A 14,771-nucleotide genomic window follows, 5' to 3' on the forward strand; every position below is an offset into this window, starting at 1 on the left:
ATAGTATCCCGTTGGCGCTTCGAACGCTAGAACGACCGCGCGGAATCCGCTCCTCCCCTTCCCGCTCCAGTTTCCGCCGTTTCGTGCCGATAGGCCAAGAGCCCCTTTCCGTCTCGCTCCGGGAGTGTGAATCGCATGGTGGAACCACGCTTGACCGCTCCAAGGTCCGTCGAATCGGCGACCGCCATGAGCCGCCGCGCGATGCTGCGCCAGGTCGTGGGCGGAACGATGGCGTGGGCGACGGCCGCGGCGGCGCTGGCCGTGGCGGCGGCGCTCTTCTTCGGGGCCCACGCCGGCAGCGCCGTCGCGCGCCAGGGCGAGCGCCGCCTGCTCGACCTCGCGGCGGCGCTCGCCGCCTCCATCGCCCCCGAGGAGGCGGCCCTCGCGGGCGAACACGCTCCCGAGGCCCGCTTCTCGCGAGAGATCCGGGCGCAGCTCGTCGCGCTCCGGCGAAACGACGCCTCCATCCGGAAGATCGTCCTGCTTGAAGCCGGGTCCGATCGCGACCCGAGGATTCTGCTCGAGGCGGGCGGCGGTCGCGCGCCGGAACCCGACGCCGGCGGCGCGCCGGCGCCGGCTCGCCCCGAGCCACGGTACCGCGCGCCGCTCGGCGTGTCCCTGGAGGAGGCCGTTCGAACGCCGGTGGTCTCTCCCGCCGGCGCCGGCGTGATCGCGGCGTTCGCCCCCGTGCTCGACGAGCGGGGGCGCACGGTGGCGATCGCAGGGATCGAGATGGACGGCGGCGCGATCGCGGCGGCCGCGAGAGCCCGCCGCGCCGAAACGGCCGCCGCGGCCGGCGCGCTCGTGCTGGCCATCGCCTCCTTCGCCGCGTGGCGCGCGCGCCGCGGGCTGGCCGCGCTCGACCGCCTGCGCGGCCTGCGCGCGCAGATCGCGATCTACCGCGTCGGCGACGCGCTCGCCCGGGCGGAGTCGGACGAGGAGCTGGTGCGGCTGGCCCTGGACGCCATCGCGAGCGGAAGCGGGATCGATCGCTGGACCATGTACCTCCGCGACGCTCCCGGGACGCGCTTCCGCCGCTTCGCCGAGCGCGGGGCCGAAGCCGGCGGGACGGCCGCCATCGAGCCGCGGCCCGCGGGCCCGGGCGTCGTGTCGATCCCGCTCGTGGACGGCTCCGAGACGGTCGGCGTGCTCCAGTGCCTGCTGCCGGGCGGACGCGAGCCGGAATCGGAGGAGCTCGCGCTCTTCCGCTGGATGGCCACGCAGGTCCTGGTCGGGCTCAAGCGGATCCGGATGGAGCGGCGCGATCAGCTGCTCGCGCTGTTCACGATGGGCACGGGCGAGATCCTGCTCGGCCTGGACCTGGGCGGGTTCGTGACCTACGCGAACGCGGCCGCGGAGCGGGCCCTCGGCGCGACCGCGGGAGGTCTCACGGGGCGGCCGGTGGAATCGATGGTCCGGCTGGGGGCCGGCGAGGAGCCGTTCGGGCTGGTCGGCGCGCTGGACGGGGAGCGCGAATTCTCGGGGGAGGTCTGCTTCGTGCGCGCCGACGGTTCGCGCTTCCCCGCCGAGGTGCGCCTCTCGCCCGCGGTGGACCGCCAGGGCAAGCTGAGCGCCCTGGTCCTCCTGGGCCACGACGTGACCGAGCGGCGGGAGCGCGAGGCGGACCTCGAGAACCGCACGCGCGAGCTCGCGCTCCTGAACGAGCAGCTCCAGCGCGCGGTCGGCGAGCTGGAGGAGGCGCGGCAGGCGCAGAGCGAGTTCGTCGCGAACACCTCGCACGAGCTGCGGACGCCGCTCAACGCCGTCATCGGCTTCGCGAGCCTGATCGAGCAGGGCAACCACGAGTCCGACGAGGAGGCCCGCGACTTCGCCCAGCGGATCCGGCGGAGCGCCGAGCATCTCCTCGGGCTCCTGAACGACATCCTCGACCTGGCTAAGGTCGAGGCGGGTCGCTTCCAGCTCTCCATGACCGAGGGGGACGTCCGCGGCCCGGTGCGGGAAGCGCTCGACGCCGTCGCCTCGCTCGCGGCGAGCCGGGGACTCGCGATCGCCGCCGAGCTTCCGGAGGGCCCGCTCCCGGCCCGGCTCGACCCGGCCCGGGCCCGCCAGGTCCTGTTGAACCTGCTTGGGAACGCCCTCAAGTACACCGATAAGGGAGGGGTGCGGGTCCGCGCCTGGAGGGAGCCCGCCACGGGCGAGGCCAAGGTCGAGATCGTGGACACGGGCATCGGGATTTCCAAGGAGGGACAGCGCCGCCTCTTCACGAAGTTCGGCCGGGTGGACCTCTCGTACGCCGGCCGGCGTTCGGGTACCGGACTGGGACTCGCGATCTCGCGGGCGCTGGTCCAGGGGATGGGCGGAAGCATCACCGTCGAGAGCGACGGCCCGGAGCAGGGCACGCGCGCGACGGTCTCGTTCGCGGCGCCGGCGCCCGAGCCGGCGGTCCGCTAGAAGGAGGGTGCCGTGCCGGGGCGAATCCTGGTCGTCGAAGACGACCCGATGAACGCCAAGCTGTTCCAGCTGATCCTGGCGCGCAAGGCGGGGTTGACGGTCGAGGTGACCGAGGACCCGGCGCTGGTGCTGGAGCGCGCCCGCTCCGGCGACATCGACGTGATCATCATGGACGTCTCGCTCTCGAACAGCGAGTGGGACGGAACGCCGGTCGACGGACTCGAGATCTCGCGGCGGCTCAAGCGGGACCCCGTGGCCGGCCGGATCCCGATCCTCCTCGCGACCGCCCACGCCATGAAGGGCTCCCGCGAGAACTTCCTGCGCGCCTCAGGCGCGGACGACTACATCTCCAAGCCGATCGTGAGCGCCGATGAGCTGGTCGCGCGCATCGAAGCCCTGATCGAGAAGAGGAACCATGCCCTTCCGCCTCCTCCTCGTTGACGACGAAGCGCACAACCGGAAGCTGCTCCGGATGGTGCTCCGCAAGGGCGAGTACGAGTTCTTCGACGCGGAGGACGGCGGCAAGGCGCTGGACATCCTGGCGAAGGAGACGATCGATCTCGTCCTGCTCGACCTGATGATGCCGAACCCGAACGGCTTCGACGTGCTCCACGCCATGCGGTCGAACGACCTTCACCGCGACATCCCGATCATCGTCGCGAGCGCCTCCACCGCGCCCGACGACGTGGAGCGCAGCCTGAGCATGGGGGCGGTGGACTACTTCATGAAGCCGCTCACCGAGTGGGACATCCGCTTCCAGCTCCCGATCAAGGTGCGGAACGCGATCGCGCTCCACCGGGCCAGCGACGAGCGGCTCAAGGCGGAGCGGATGAAGGCGGTCTCGGCGATGGCGGTGGCGCTGAACCACGAGATCAACAACCCCTTACAAGTCATCCAGGGGAACGCGCAGCTCCTCTACGTGCACCCCGGAATCCCTCCCGAGGCCCGGGAGAAGGTGCAGCGGATCCGCCAGGCCACGGAAACGATCGCGGGGCTGACGCACCGCGTGGCCGCGCTCCGCGACATCGTGACGGTGGACTATCCGGCGGGAAACCGGACCACGGTTCCGATGGTGAGCTTCAAGGCCTCGACGACGACCCGCGAGGGCGGGACCCACGGAGCGGCGAACGGCGGAAGCGCGGTGGACGGAGCAGCGGGCGGAGGCGGCGCCCCCGAATCGAACGACGCGCCCCCTCAGATCCCCAGCGCGGGGTAGAGCCAGTTCAGGATCAGGAAGTTGAGGCGGCCGAGCAGCAGCGCGATTCGGCCCATCACGGTGAACCCGAAGGCCGCGCCGAACGAGACCATCAGGAACCAGATCCCCAGCCGCGCGATCCGCGACGTGACCGCGTTCTGCTCCTTCGAGAAGAAGAAGTAGGTCAGGACGCTGTAGACCCCCACGATGAAGACGAGCGATACGAGCAGCGTGTTCGCGTTCATCGGCCAGAGCGGCTGGATCGTGCGGGCGAGCTGCGGCAGCACCTCGCCGTGGATGCGCCGCGTGAACTCGACGCCGATGTAGTAGGCCACGTAGATCGCCAGCGCGTAGCGCGAGACCCACCCGATCCGCGGCAGGTAGCGCACGTAGAGCAGGACCCCGATCCCCCCCGCCACGAGCAGATCCCAGTTCCCGGCGAAGTCGGACTTCAGCGGCACGTAGAGATTCGGCACCAGCGTCTGGTTCAGCACGATGCCGATGTAATAGCCGAGAGAGACGCCCGCGAAGAGGCTCTCGGCGAAGCGGAAGAACGGGTTGTCCTTGTAGAGGAACGAGAAGGCGAAGAGCGTGAGGAGCGCCGGGATCCAGATCCCGATTCCGGGGAAGGTCGCGCTCACGCCCGGGCCCCCTTCGATCCGCCGTCCGTCCGGCTCATACCGCCCTGCGCTCCTTCCCGCGCGTCACCAGGAACGCCACGTTCCCCAGGATGATGAACAGGAGGATCACGGTGTGGAGCACCGTCTGTCCGTCCATCCCCTTCGTGGCCGTGAAGTACTTGGTCTCGTGGTAGTAGCGGTTCAGCTGCGGGTACTTCGCCATGAGGAGCTTCTCGTATTCCGCCGCTCCCTTCATGCCGCCGAACATTCCCTCGAGCTGCCCCGCGTTCAGATAGGCGTAGTACTTGGGCGCGCTCACCGCGGTCGGGCCGATGATGATCGGCGTGCCGTACTGGGCGTGGACCTGGGTGATCCAGTACTCCCCGATGACCCCCGTGGCCACCGTGAAGACGAGGGCGACGTGGCGGATGTCGTGGATCCCCCGCATGATCGGAAACTCGGCGATCGGCCGCCCGTTCACGTCGGTCGGGAACGCGTCGCCGATGTTGTCCCCCAGCCGGCGCATCACCGCCGCCGCGCCGTCCTTGTAGCCGAGATTGATGTAGTCCACGCCGTAGCGGAGGCCCGGCATCTCGGCCGCGACGCGCGCCACCGAGTTGTTCGCGAGCCCCAGGCCGCCGAGCGGGTAGAAGGCGCACACGATGACGCGCACTTTCTTGAGGAAGCACTGGCGCAGGAACGCCTCCGCCATCGGATCGTTCTCGGGCGCCGACGAGGGACCGTAGTCGTAGGAGATCCAGACCACGTCGGTCGGCTTCAGCCGCTCGATGAACTCGAACGCCCGGCGCGTGGACGAGGTGGTGGTGACCGGCAGCCCGATCGGGACGACGATCGGCGTGATGAGGCTCACCAGCACGAAGAGATAGATCCACCGGCGATCGAGGGCGAGAAGCCAGCGGAAGAAGCGCTGCACCTAGCGGCCCCCTCTCACGACTCGCTGCTCCCCAGACCGAGATAGCCGCGCTCGATCCCGAGGATGATGCGGATGGCCATCGAGGCGGCGCCGAGGGCGGCGCCGATGATGATCCCCGACTGCGCGGCGCCGTTGGGCGTGTCCATGATCCATTCCGTGAGCCGGCCGAGGGCCTGGCTGGCCGTGGCCGCGGCGGGCTGGAGCGGCGGAAAGGGAACCGCCAGGAACTCGAGGAGCGGCACGCGCCCCGCCATCACGAGGGCCGCGGCGATCAGGAGGATCGTGGCCTCCGTGTTCCGCGCGCGGAAGGCCCGAAACGCGGCGCTCGCCATGAAGAAGGCGAGCAGCGAGAAGATCGTCGACTGGAGCGGCTGAAAGAACTTGTCCTCCATCCATTTGAACGGCGTGGAGGATCCGTCGGGGGCGAATCCGATCCCCTGTCCCGAGACGGCGCCCCAGATGGAGAAGGAGCCCATGACGAAGAGCCCCGTCAGGAGCACGGCCGCGAAGAACCATCCCGTCTCGCGGCGCGCGATCTTCCGTGTGTTGTTCTGGATCACGTTCACGATGCCGAGGAGGAGCGCGAATCCGGCCACGATGATGAGCCACTGGTCCAGACGGGGACTCATCCCCGTTTCGCCGGAGAGGAAGCTCTTGGGAATGTAGAGGGAGAGGATCGGGACGATGCCGGCGATGAACGCGACGAGGAGCGGAATCCGGCTCCGCATCGCCGGGCTCCGCATCCCGAGCGCGATGCCGATCGTGGGCAGCACGAAGAAACAGGCGACCAGGGCGACGCGCCCGAACTCGAGGTTCACGCCGCGATCTCCCCGGGACGCGCCGTGGGTCTCATTGGGTCTGGAGGATCTTCGTGATCCACGTGCTGCCGAACGTGGCGAACGCGATTCCGGCGAGGCCGACCACGATGCAGAGCGCCTTGAAGATGTCCTGCCCGCGGATCGAGCCGAGGAGCACCGGCTCGCGCGAGAGGTAGGCGCTCGCGGCATACAGCTCCTCGCCGATCAGCGTGTAGTCGCAGGTCGCGACGAAGAACGGCAGCTGGGTCGGATCGGCCTGCCCCGCGATCTGGATGGCGCCGACCGACTGCCCCGTCTCGGCCAGGATCAGCGATTCGGCGAAGAAGTACCCGACCAGGAAGATCGTGGCCGGGCGCTCGCGCACCATGCGCGCCGAAACCGCCGCGGTGAAGGCGAACTGGTCGTACGTCACGTAGTTCACCATCTCCTCGCGGTAGAGGTCGGGACGCCCCTCGGCGAGATAGGCGGCGCGCACCGTTTCGCGCGCGGAGGCGAAGGTGAGCGGATCCTTGTTCGCGACGTCGAGGTCGGTGCCGTAGCGCGCGGTCGCGCGCGCGACGTGCCCCAGGATCGACATCGAGGCCACGGTCTGGATGTCGTCCATGCTCTGGATGCCCGGGACGTAGAGCACCTTCTTCCCGGTCTCGGTCGCACGGCCGATCGCCTCGTCCACGGCGTTCAGCCCGGCGATGCGCCGGATGAAGATCGGCTTGCCGGAGCGGGCCATCTGGATCGAGCCGAGGAGCGCGACGAGGAAGATGATCGTGGCGATGAGCGAGTTGGTGCGGTCTTTGCGGAACCAGTTGTCGTGCGCCGAGGCCGGCTCGCTCACGACGGCGGGTCCCGCCGGGGCGGCGATCGCCGCGGCGGCGGCGCGGGTCGTATCGGCCGGCGCGGCGGGGGCTTGAACGCGGAGCTCGTAGCGGTAGGTGTGCTTCTCCACCGCGCTCGCGTCCTTGTAGGTCTGCGTCCCGAGCGGCACCTCCGCGAGCGCCTTCCACTCGAACGCCGGCGCCTCGGCGCGGCGGATCTCGATCACCGACCCGGCGGGAACCGCCGCGCTGTCGGGATCGGCCCACGTGAGAAGAATCGAACCCCCGGAATCGCCGGGATTGTCCTGAGCAACGAAGTTCGTGGGAGCGGGAAGCGCGAGGCCGGGGACTGGCAAGGGGGTCGCGGCGCCCTGGGCCGATACCGCCGCGGGCGCGCTCAGGACGGCCAGAAGGAAGAAACCCACGGCCCATCGCACGGGGCGCAGCCTATCGGCGCGCCGCGCGGGGTGTCAACGTACTTTTCGCCCCCGGATTCGCATGATCGGCCACACGTAGACGGAAAGCGCGGGCCAGCGGGTGCAGAGAAAACGAAGAACGTCCTTCACCCACTGCCGCGGATGGGTCTCGATCTTCCGGGAGAAGAAGGCGGGGAGAAGCTCCGGGCGGAGTCCGGCCTCCGTGAACTTCTCCATCATCCAGAAGGGATTCAGCTCGCGCTCGGGGTACTGGCCGTCCCGCGGGTCGCGATAGCCGAACTCCGGGCGTCGCCGGACGGCCCCCGTCTCGAGCAACTCCCGCGTCCCCTCGATCACGTCGTGGCCCACCAGCCCGCGCGTCGCGCGCGTCGCCTCGAAGAGCTGGTTCCGCGCGAGCGAAGGGAAGTGCTCGCCGATCAGGGCCCGGCGCGCCGCGAAGTAGGGGCCGTTCGGCTCGGCTTCCATGTCGCGCCATCCGCGCCGGCGGCGTCCCCGCGCCGGCAGGTAGAGGGAGTTGTTCTCGTCGCTCAGGAAGAAGATGCCCCCCGGCCGGAGCAGCCGGTTGGCTTCACGCAGGAATCCCTCGAGGTCGCGGACGTGGGAGATCACGCAGTTGGCCATGACCCCGTCGAACGACGCCGACGGGAGCTCCATCGCGATCCCGTCCCCGTACCGCGATTCGAAGTGCTCGGGCGAGAGGGGCGGATCGACCGCCTGGGCCAGGTAGGCGCCGACGGCGACCATGTCGCGGTCGATCTCGGTGGCGAGCACCCGGCGGGCGCCGTAGATGGCGACCAGCAGGGCCTCGATGCCGAACCCCGCCCCCAGGTCGAGCACGTCCTTCCCCTCGGCTTCCAGGTAGTCGTACATCGCGCGTCCCTTCTGGAAGACGTGCTCGATGCGCGCCGGATTCCGGAGGATGTTCAGATGCTTGTAGTAGACGAGGAAGTACTCGGGGAGCTTCTCGCGCAGGGCGGCGTCGCTCTGCATGAGGATCGCGCGGAGCGAGGCGAGGCGGCGGGCGGCCGTTCCGCCCGCGGGCCCGTGCGCCGCCTGCGAGGCGGGCCCGCGCGCGGTCGCTTCCGGGGTCACTGCCCGCTGGATTCGCTGAGGATCCGCGCGCGGCGGATCCCGTGGAAGTTCATCCGATTGTGGAGGTGCTGCCGGCTCACGCCCAGGGCGCGCGCCGCTCGCGACACGTTCGACTCGCACTGCCGGAGCGCCTCGCGGATCGTCTCGGCCTCGACGGAGTCCAGCGTCTCCCGCAGCGAGTGCTGGCCGTCCCACCGCCGGGATACCGTCGCCCCCAGCCCGAACAGGGAGGGCTCGAGCGGCGCCCCTTCGTCGGCCAGCGCGACCGCGCGGGCCATGGCGTTCTCCAACTCCCGGACGTTGCCCGGCCACGGGTAGCGCAGGAGCAGCTCCCGCGACTCCACGGTGAGGCCGCGGGTCGCTTTCGACTGCTGCTTCGCGAAGAGGTCCAGGAAGTGCTGCGCGAGGAGAAGGATGTCCTCGCCGCGCTCGCGGAGCGGCGGCGATTCGATCGGCACCACGTTCAAGCGGTAGAAGAGATCCTGGCGGAAGCGCCCGCCGTCCACCTCGGCGCGGAGGTCGCGGTTCGTGGCGGTGATCAGGCGGATGTCCACGCGGCGGCTGACCGTGTCGCCCACGCGCCGGATCTGCGAATCTTGGAGCACGCGGAGGAGCTTGACCTGAAGCGAAGCGGGCATCTCCCCCACCTCGTCGAGGAAGAGCGTTCCCTGGTCGGCCGCTTCGAACAGTCCGACGCGGTCCTCGTTCGCTCCCGTGAAGGCGCCCTTCTTGTAGCCGAACAGCTCGCTCTCGAGCAGGTTCTCCGGGAGCGCGCCGCAATTGACGGCGATGAAGTTCCGGTCCTTGCGCGGCCCGTGCAGATGGATCGCGCGCGCGACCAGCTCTTTCCCCGTCCCGGTCTCGCCGGTGACCAGAACCGAGACCTGGGTCGGGATCACCTTCTCCATCAGGTCCACGACGCGCTGCATGCGGGGGCTCTTGCCGATCAGGAGTCCGTAGCGGACGTCCTCCTTGAGCGCGCGGCGGAGATTCAGATTCTCGATCTCGAGGCGGTTCTTGGAATCCTTCAGCGCCTCGTGGAGGCGCGCGTTCTCGAGCGCCACGGCGACCAGCGCGGCGAAGCCCTCGAGGAGGGCGATGTCCTCGGGCGTGAACTCGTGCGCGATGGAGTGGGAGTCGATGTAGAGCACGCCGAGGACGCGTCCCGCGTTCGAGATCGGAAGCGCGACGACGGTGCGGAGCGAAAGCTCCCGCACGCTCTTTCGATCCTGGAAGAGCGAGGAGCCCATCGCGTCGGGAACCCAGACGGTCTCGCGGCGGTGCGCGGCCTCTTCGGCGATCCCCCACGAGATCTGGAAGTCGTCGGAGGAGACCGTGGTCTCGTCCTTGCTGCGCGCGACCTCGAAGTGGAGCTTGCCGTCTTCCCGGCAGAGCATCAGGAATCCGCGATCCGCCCCGGCGACCTGCACCACCGCGTCCACGATGCGCACGAGGAGCTCGTTCAGATCGAGCGTGCTCGTGACGGTGCGGCTCGCGTGCAGCAGATGCTGCAGCCGGTCGAGATCGGAGGTGACCCGGGGTCGCGAAGGCGATCGCGGCTGGGTCAGGAGCTCCCGTTCCCACTGCGAGAGCCCGCGGCTCAGAGCTTCGAGGGGGTCGTTCTCGGGAAGGTTCGCGGGATGGCTCCCCAGGGGCCGCGAAAGCGGGTCCCCGAGGGGCTTGCCCAGGGGGTTCGACGAGGCGGCCGACTCGTTCTCGTGGAATGGATCGGTGTGTTGGGACATCGCGTCCTTGCCTCACAGTGCCGGCGCGCCCTGCGCGTCGGAAGGTCCCGGTCGACGACGTAGAATACAACTGTAAAACTAGATTGTCAAGTGTCGGAACGGGGGGTGGGACGCTTCCGTCTCAGGGAAACCCCGAAAATGGCGTATCCAAGCGCCAAAATTAGAACTGCGCCCACCGCGAGCGGAGCGCTTTTCAGGCTCCAGACGCCGATTCCGACGGCGGAAGTGACGGTCACCAGGAGTGAAATCAAGGCCACCGTCCCCCACCGTCCACAAATCCGACCAAGTCGGTGGGTGGTGTGGTCGGTGCTTCCCTCGGCGATGGGACGGCCCGTGACCAGGCGGTCGAAGACCACGAAGAGGACGTCGAAGAAGGGGTACGAAAGAATACAGAGAACCCCCGCCGCGTGGGGCACGGTGAGGGCGTCGTCCAGGGCCTGCAGCGCCAGGGTGGCCAGGACGAAGCCGAGCAGGTGGCTCCCCGCGTCGCCCAGAAAGATGCGCGCGGGCGGGGCGTTGTAGACAAAGAATCCGGCGCAGGCTCCCGCCAGCGCCCATCCGAGCGCGCGATCCATTCCGGCCCCGAAGAGGAGCGACAGGGCGAGGAATCCGGCCGCCGAGATCGGAACGATCGCGGCGACGATGCCGTCCATCGCGTCGAGGAAGTTCACCGCGTTGAGCAGGCCGACGACGCCGACGAGGGCGATCGCCGCCAGGAGCGGCTGCTGCGCGAGGAATCCGCCGCCGCGAGCGCCCCAGAGAATCAACGTGACCGCGACCGCGATCTGCCCCGCGAGCTTCCCCATCGGCCGCATCGGCCGGCGATCGTCCACCAGCCCGAGCGCGAGCGAGAGCGCGGCTCCGAAGAGCACTCCGGCGCGTGGCCATTCGATGTCGGCGTGGAGGAGGACGTTCCCGAGGACCATGCCCAGCGCGACCGCGAGGGCGACGGCCACGCCGCCGAGAAGCGGCGTCGGCTCGGGATGGTGCTTCCGCGGGTCGGGATGGTCGAGGTATCCGAGGGCGGGCGCGAGGCGACGGAAGAGCGGCGTGACGACGAGCGCCGCAACGAATGCGAGCGGGGCGACGAGCGGTGTCAGGTGCGACGTCAAGCCGCGCGCGTCCTCAGGCGGGAGGCGGCGTCACGCGGAGCGCATCGCTCAGAGCGGGAGCGCCCGGATCGGTGTCGACGCCCGGCCCCCGCGGGCGCCGACGTCGCGCGCCGATTCGATCGCGAGCACCGAGGCGTCCCACGTGAAGCGGGCGCGCGCCCAGGCGCGGCCGAGACCGCCCAGCGCGGCCGCCGCCCCGGGATCGCGAAGGAGTGCGACGGCGTGCGCCGCGAGGGTGCCGGCATCCTCCCCGATGCGGAGGATCCCCTCGGGAACGGGCTCGAGGCCGGCCCGCACGGCCGGCGTGGTCACCACCGGCGTGCCGCTGGCCAGCGCCTGGACCACCTTGTTCTGAACGCCCGCGGCGAAGCGATGCGGCGCCACGAACAGCGTGGAGCGGGCGAGCTCGTCCTCGGGATCGTCCACGAATCCCAGCACCCGCACGCCGGGGACCCGCTCGGCCCACCCGCGCAGCGCGTCGGAGCCCTTCCCCGCGATCGCGAGCGTCGCCTCGGGCACTTCGGCCCGCACGCGGGGGAAGACCTCGTGCACCAGGAACCGGACGGCGTCGCGATTGTGGAACACGTCGTGAAATCCGAGGAACAGGAGGCGCGCCCGCTCGCGCGCGGCGGGAGCGCGCAGCCGCTCGGGATGCATTCCGTTGGGAACGACCCGCACGCGAGCCTCGGGGGCGATGCGCGCGAGGTGGCGGGCCTCGGCCTGGCTGATCACCCAGCATTCGTGGAACCGGGGCGCCACCCCCGCTTCGTAGTCGCGGATGCGCGGCCCCTCGACCTGATAGAGCCATCGGTCCATGCCGCGCCGGAACGGGAGCGAGCGCTCGATCCCCGCGGAGATGACGTCGGTGAGATCGAGGATCCAGCGGGCGCGCCCGCGGCCCACGTGCGGCAGCGCGTAGGGCGCCATGCGGAAGAGGTGCGTCACGACGACGTGGGGTCGCACGCGGCGCATCGTCTCCTCCACGCGCTCCCGCATGCGCGCGGAGCGGTAGTACGCGGCCTGGAGCGGAAAGCGCCCGGGGATCGCCTGCGCCGCGCGCAGCCAGGAGAGGGGACGCGGGAGCGGCACCGTGTCCACGCTCCGGAGGGTTCGGCGCAGCGGGGCGAGATCGTCCTCGCTCTGGCGCCGCGTGTCGAACGAAAGGAGGTGGACCGCATGCCCGGCTTCCGCCGCCGCGCGCATCATGTGATAGACGCGGAACCGGTCGCCTCCGACCGGCGGGTAGGGCATGCGCGACGTGAGGACGAGGACGCGCATAGAGGCCGCAGTATACCACGCGTGAAATTGACACCGGCACCGGCGTCCCCGAGACTCCGCCCCCATGCCCGGGACCGAGCGGCTCGCCACGTGGAGCAGGCGCTTCCAGCGCTTCGCATGGGGCGCGGGACCCGCGTTGATCTACGCACCCCTCGGCGTCCTGCGCAACAAGTGGCTCGCCTCGACCCTGTCCGCGCCCGGCCTCGGCGTTCTCGCCCAGGTCCTCGCGGCCATGAACTGGCTGGGACAGGCCGCCGGGCTGGGGCTGGGCCTGCCGGTCACGCGGCTGGTCGGCGCGGCACGGGCCGCCGACGACAGCGCGCGCGAGCGCGCGGTGATGCGCACGGCGCTCCGGCTCGCGCTCGGAACGTCGTGCCTCATCGCGGCGCTGGTCCTGATCGCCGCTCCGGTCCTCGCGCGCGCCCTGCTGGGCTCCTCCGCCTACGCCCCGCTCTTCCGCATCGCCTCGATCGGGATCATCGGGCTCGCCGGCGCGGGAACGCTCCTCGCGCTCTTCGCGGGCCGCGGCGACGTCCGCCCGCCGATCACGATCGCGGTCCTCGGCGCCGTGCCCGCGACGGTGCTGACCTTTCTCCTGGTCCCCCGGTGGGGACTCGCGGGCGCGATGATCGCGGCCGCCGTTCTCTACCCGGCGGGTGCCCTCGCCGCCATCGCCGTCCACCGCCGCCGGTACCGGACCGCGCTCTTCGGCGGGCTGTCCGGGGAGCGGGGCGAGCCGGCGTGGGCGATGGCGCGGGTCGGCGCCGCGGGGCTGGCGCTCGGGCTGCTCGATCAGGGCGTTCTCCTCGTGCTCCGGGCGCATTACGTGCGCACCTACGGCGCCGCCGCGAACGGCTTCCTGCAGGCCGCCCTCGCGCTGAGCCAGCTGAGCGGGTCGCTCTTCTACACCTATCTCGCGAGCTATGCCTTCGGCACGCTGAGCGCCGCGGTCGCCGCGGCGGGACCCGGCCCGGCCGGCGCCGCCGCGGCCGGCGCCGACACGCGGCGGCAGGGCCCCGCCATCTTCCTCCTCGCGGCACTCCTCTTCGGAACCGGCATGTTGATCTCCACGCCTCTGCTCCGGCTCCTCTTCTCGCACCGGTTCGATCCCGCACGACCCCTCATGGCCTGGGCACTGCTCGGCGAGTATGGCCGCGTCGGCATGCAGGTCCTCCTGCTCGGCGCGCTGCCGGTCGGCGGCCTGCGCCTCTACGCGCCGATCGCGATCGCGTTTCCGACCGCGTTCGCCGCGAGCTACGCCGTCTTCACCGCGACCGGATCCGGCACGCTGAGCCTGCCCCGCGCCTACGCCGCGGCCGGCCTAGTCGCCGTGATCGCCGCCGCGGCGATCATGAGCCGCCGCGGCGTGACCCTCGGGGTCCGCGAGGCCCTGGCCCTCGCCGGCGGCGCGCTCCTGCTCGCCGGGGTCGCGAGCCGCGTGCTCCGGTAGCGGTATACTCGGCCGGCTTGGACGATCCCGGTTCGAGAACACGCCCGACGGTGCCGCGAGGGCCCGCGCTCGAGCGCGCGGCCCGTCTCGTTCGGCGCGCCCGCGCGCGCCTCTTCGGCTCGGGCCTCGCGCGCGACGTGAACGGCGGGTGGCGGCCCGCCGCCGGCCGGCCCGCCCGCCGGGCGCTCCTGCTGCACGTGGTCGAGCTGTTCCGCTCGAAGCCGGGGCGCCATGCGCACCAGAACGTGGGCCAGGTGCACGAGCTGTCCCGCGCGCTCGCCGAGCGCGGCTTCGCTCTGGACGTGGCGGACTGGTTCGAGCGGCGACCCATCCTCCGCGGCGCCTACGACCTGGTGATCGACCTCCACCCGCGGGAGCCGGCCCTGTACGACGCGCACCTCGCCCCAAACGCGATCCGGCTCTCCTACATCGGCGGCTGCAATCCATCGTGGAGCAATGCCGCCGAGCGCGAGCGCCTCGAGGCGCTGCGGGCGCGCCGCGGCGTTTCGCTCGAGCCACGGCGGCAGGTGCCCCCGTTTCCGGCCCGCCGGTTCGAGTCGTTCGACGCGATGCTCACGTTCGCCGGGCCGACGGCGATCCGCACCTTCGACGAGTTCCGCCTGCCGCCGGTGCACCGCCTGGTGAACAACGGCTACGAGGATCTCGTCCCGACCTCGCCCGACCGCCGCGACCCGCGCTGCTTCCTCTTCCTCGCCAGCCTGGGCCAGGTCCACAAGGGCCTCGACCTGCTCCTCGAGGTGTTCGCCGCCCGGCCCGCGCTCACCCTGATCGTGCTCTCGCGCTTCCGCCAGGAGCCCGACTTCGTCGACGCCTATCGCCGCGAGCTCTTCGAATCGGCCAACATC

General features: G+C 70.8%; 13 protein-coding genes. 5 read left to right on the forward strand and 8 right to left on the reverse strand.

Annotated features, from left to right (window positions below; all coding sequences use genetic code 11):
- The first annotated feature begins 186 nt into the window (after positions 1–186).
- Genes VE326_02290 through VE326_02300 form a run of 3 tightly spaced genes read left to right on the forward strand, consistent with a single transcriptional unit; the run spans position 187 to position 3,628 of the window.
- On the forward strand, positions 187–2,412 hold the full coding sequence (locus tag VE326_02290; protein ID HYJ32027.1) for an ATP-binding protein: 2,226 nt from the start codon (positions 187–189) through the stop codon (positions 2,410–2,412).
- A gap of 12 nt (positions 2,413–2,424) precedes the next feature.
- Positions 2,425–2,853: a response regulator gene (locus VE326_02295; protein HYJ32028.1), complete on the forward strand. Its 429-nt coding sequence runs from the start codon at positions 2,425–2,427 to the stop codon at positions 2,851–2,853.
- Positions 2,828–3,628, forward strand: a complete 801-nt coding sequence (locus VE326_02300) for a response regulator (GenBank protein HYJ32029.1) — start codon at positions 2,828–2,830, stop codon at positions 3,626–3,628. The genes VE326_02295 and VE326_02300 overlap by 26 nt, the downstream gene beginning before the upstream one ends.
- On the opposite strand, the gene VE326_02305 is transcribed toward VE326_02300, so the two are convergent.
- From VE326_02305 to VE326_02340, 8 genes are all read right to left on the reverse strand, one after another.
- On the reverse strand, positions 3,607–4,248 hold the full coding sequence (locus VE326_02305) for a hypothetical protein (GenBank protein HYJ32030.1): 642 nt from the start codon (positions 4,246–4,248) through the stop codon (positions 3,607–3,609). The two genes, VE326_02300 and VE326_02305, sit on opposite strands and share 22 nt — an antisense overlap.
- Before the next feature lie 34 nt (positions 4,249–4,282).
- The gene (locus VE326_02310) at positions 4,283–5,161 is read right to left on the reverse strand and encodes a hypothetical protein (GenBank protein ID HYJ32031.1); all 879 of its coding nucleotides are present in this window, start codon (positions 5,159–5,161) and stop codon (positions 4,283–4,285) included.
- A gap of 14 nt (positions 5,162–5,175) precedes the next feature.
- Complete coding sequence (locus VE326_02315) at positions 5,176–5,979, reverse strand: hypothetical protein (GenBank protein HYJ32032.1); 804 nt, start codon at positions 5,977–5,979, stop codon at positions 5,176–5,178.
- A gap of 31 nt (positions 5,980–6,010) precedes the next feature.
- The gene (locus VE326_02320; protein HYJ32033.1) at positions 6,011–7,228 is read right to left on the reverse strand and encodes a DUF6754 domain-containing protein; all 1,218 of its coding nucleotides are present in this window, start codon (positions 7,226–7,228) and stop codon (positions 6,011–6,013) included.
- A gap of 33 nt (positions 7,229–7,261) precedes the next feature.
- Complete coding sequence (locus VE326_02325; protein ID HYJ32034.1) at positions 7,262–8,320, reverse strand: class I SAM-dependent methyltransferase; 1,059 nt, start codon at positions 8,318–8,320, stop codon at positions 7,262–7,264.
- Positions 8,317–10,065 carry a sigma 54-interacting transcriptional regulator gene (locus VE326_02330; protein ID HYJ32035.1) on the reverse strand — a complete coding sequence of 583 codons (1,749 nt, stop codon included), beginning with the start codon at positions 10,063–10,065 and terminating at the stop codon, positions 8,317–8,319. Before VE326_02330 ends, VE326_02325 begins: the two co-directional genes overlap by 4 nt.
- Positions 10,066–10,151: 86 nt before the next feature.
- Positions 10,152–11,177, reverse strand: a complete 1,026-nt coding sequence (locus VE326_02335; protein HYJ32036.1) for an MraY family glycosyltransferase — start codon at positions 11,175–11,177, stop codon at positions 10,152–10,154.
- Positions 11,178–11,225: 48 nt separating this feature from the next.
- Positions 11,226–12,455 carry a glycosyltransferase family 4 protein gene (locus VE326_02340; protein ID HYJ32037.1) on the reverse strand — a complete coding sequence of 410 codons (1,230 nt, stop codon included), beginning with the start codon at positions 12,453–12,455 and terminating at the stop codon, positions 11,226–11,228.
- A gap of 64 nt (positions 12,456–12,519) precedes the next feature.
- On the opposite strand from VE326_02340, the gene VE326_02345 reads away from it, so the two are divergent.
- Both VE326_02345 and VE326_02350 read left to right on the forward strand, forming a co-directional pair.
- Entirely contained in the window at positions 12,520–13,905 is a 1,386-nt protein-coding gene (locus VE326_02345; GenBank protein HYJ32038.1) for a polysaccharide biosynthesis C-terminal domain-containing protein, read from the forward strand.
- Positions 13,906–13,955: 50 nt separating this feature from the next.
- The coding region (locus tag VE326_02350) for a hypothetical protein (GenBank protein ID HYJ32039.1) at positions 13,956–14,771 on the forward strand (816 nt) is incomplete at its 3' end.

Source organism: Candidatus Binatia bacterium (genome assembly GCA_035631035.1).
GTDB lineage: Bacteria > Eisenbacteria > RBG-16-71-46 > SZUA-252 > SZUA-252 > DASQJL01.

Excerpts from the sequence above, each read along its gene's own strand:
- VE326_02290 (HYJ32027.1), top strand. The coding sequence starts at position 187 with ATGAGCCGCCGCGCGATGCTGCGCCAGGTCGTGGGCGGAACGATGGCG.
- VE326_02300 (HYJ32029.1), top strand. The coding sequence starts at position 2,828 with ATGCCCTTCCGCCTCCTCCTCGTTGACGACGAAGCGCACAACCGGAAG.
- VE326_02330 (HYJ32035.1), bottom strand. The coding sequence starts at position 10,065 with ATGTCCCAACACACCGATCCATTCCACGAGAACGAGTCGGCCGCCTCG.
- VE326_02340 (HYJ32037.1), bottom strand. The coding sequence starts at position 12,455 with ATGCGCGTCCTCGTCCTCACGTCGCGCATGCCCTACCCGCCGGTCGGA.
- VE326_02345 (HYJ32038.1), top strand. The coding sequence starts at position 12,520 with ATGCCCGGGACCGAGCGGCTCGCCACGTGGAGCAGGCGCTTCCAGCGC.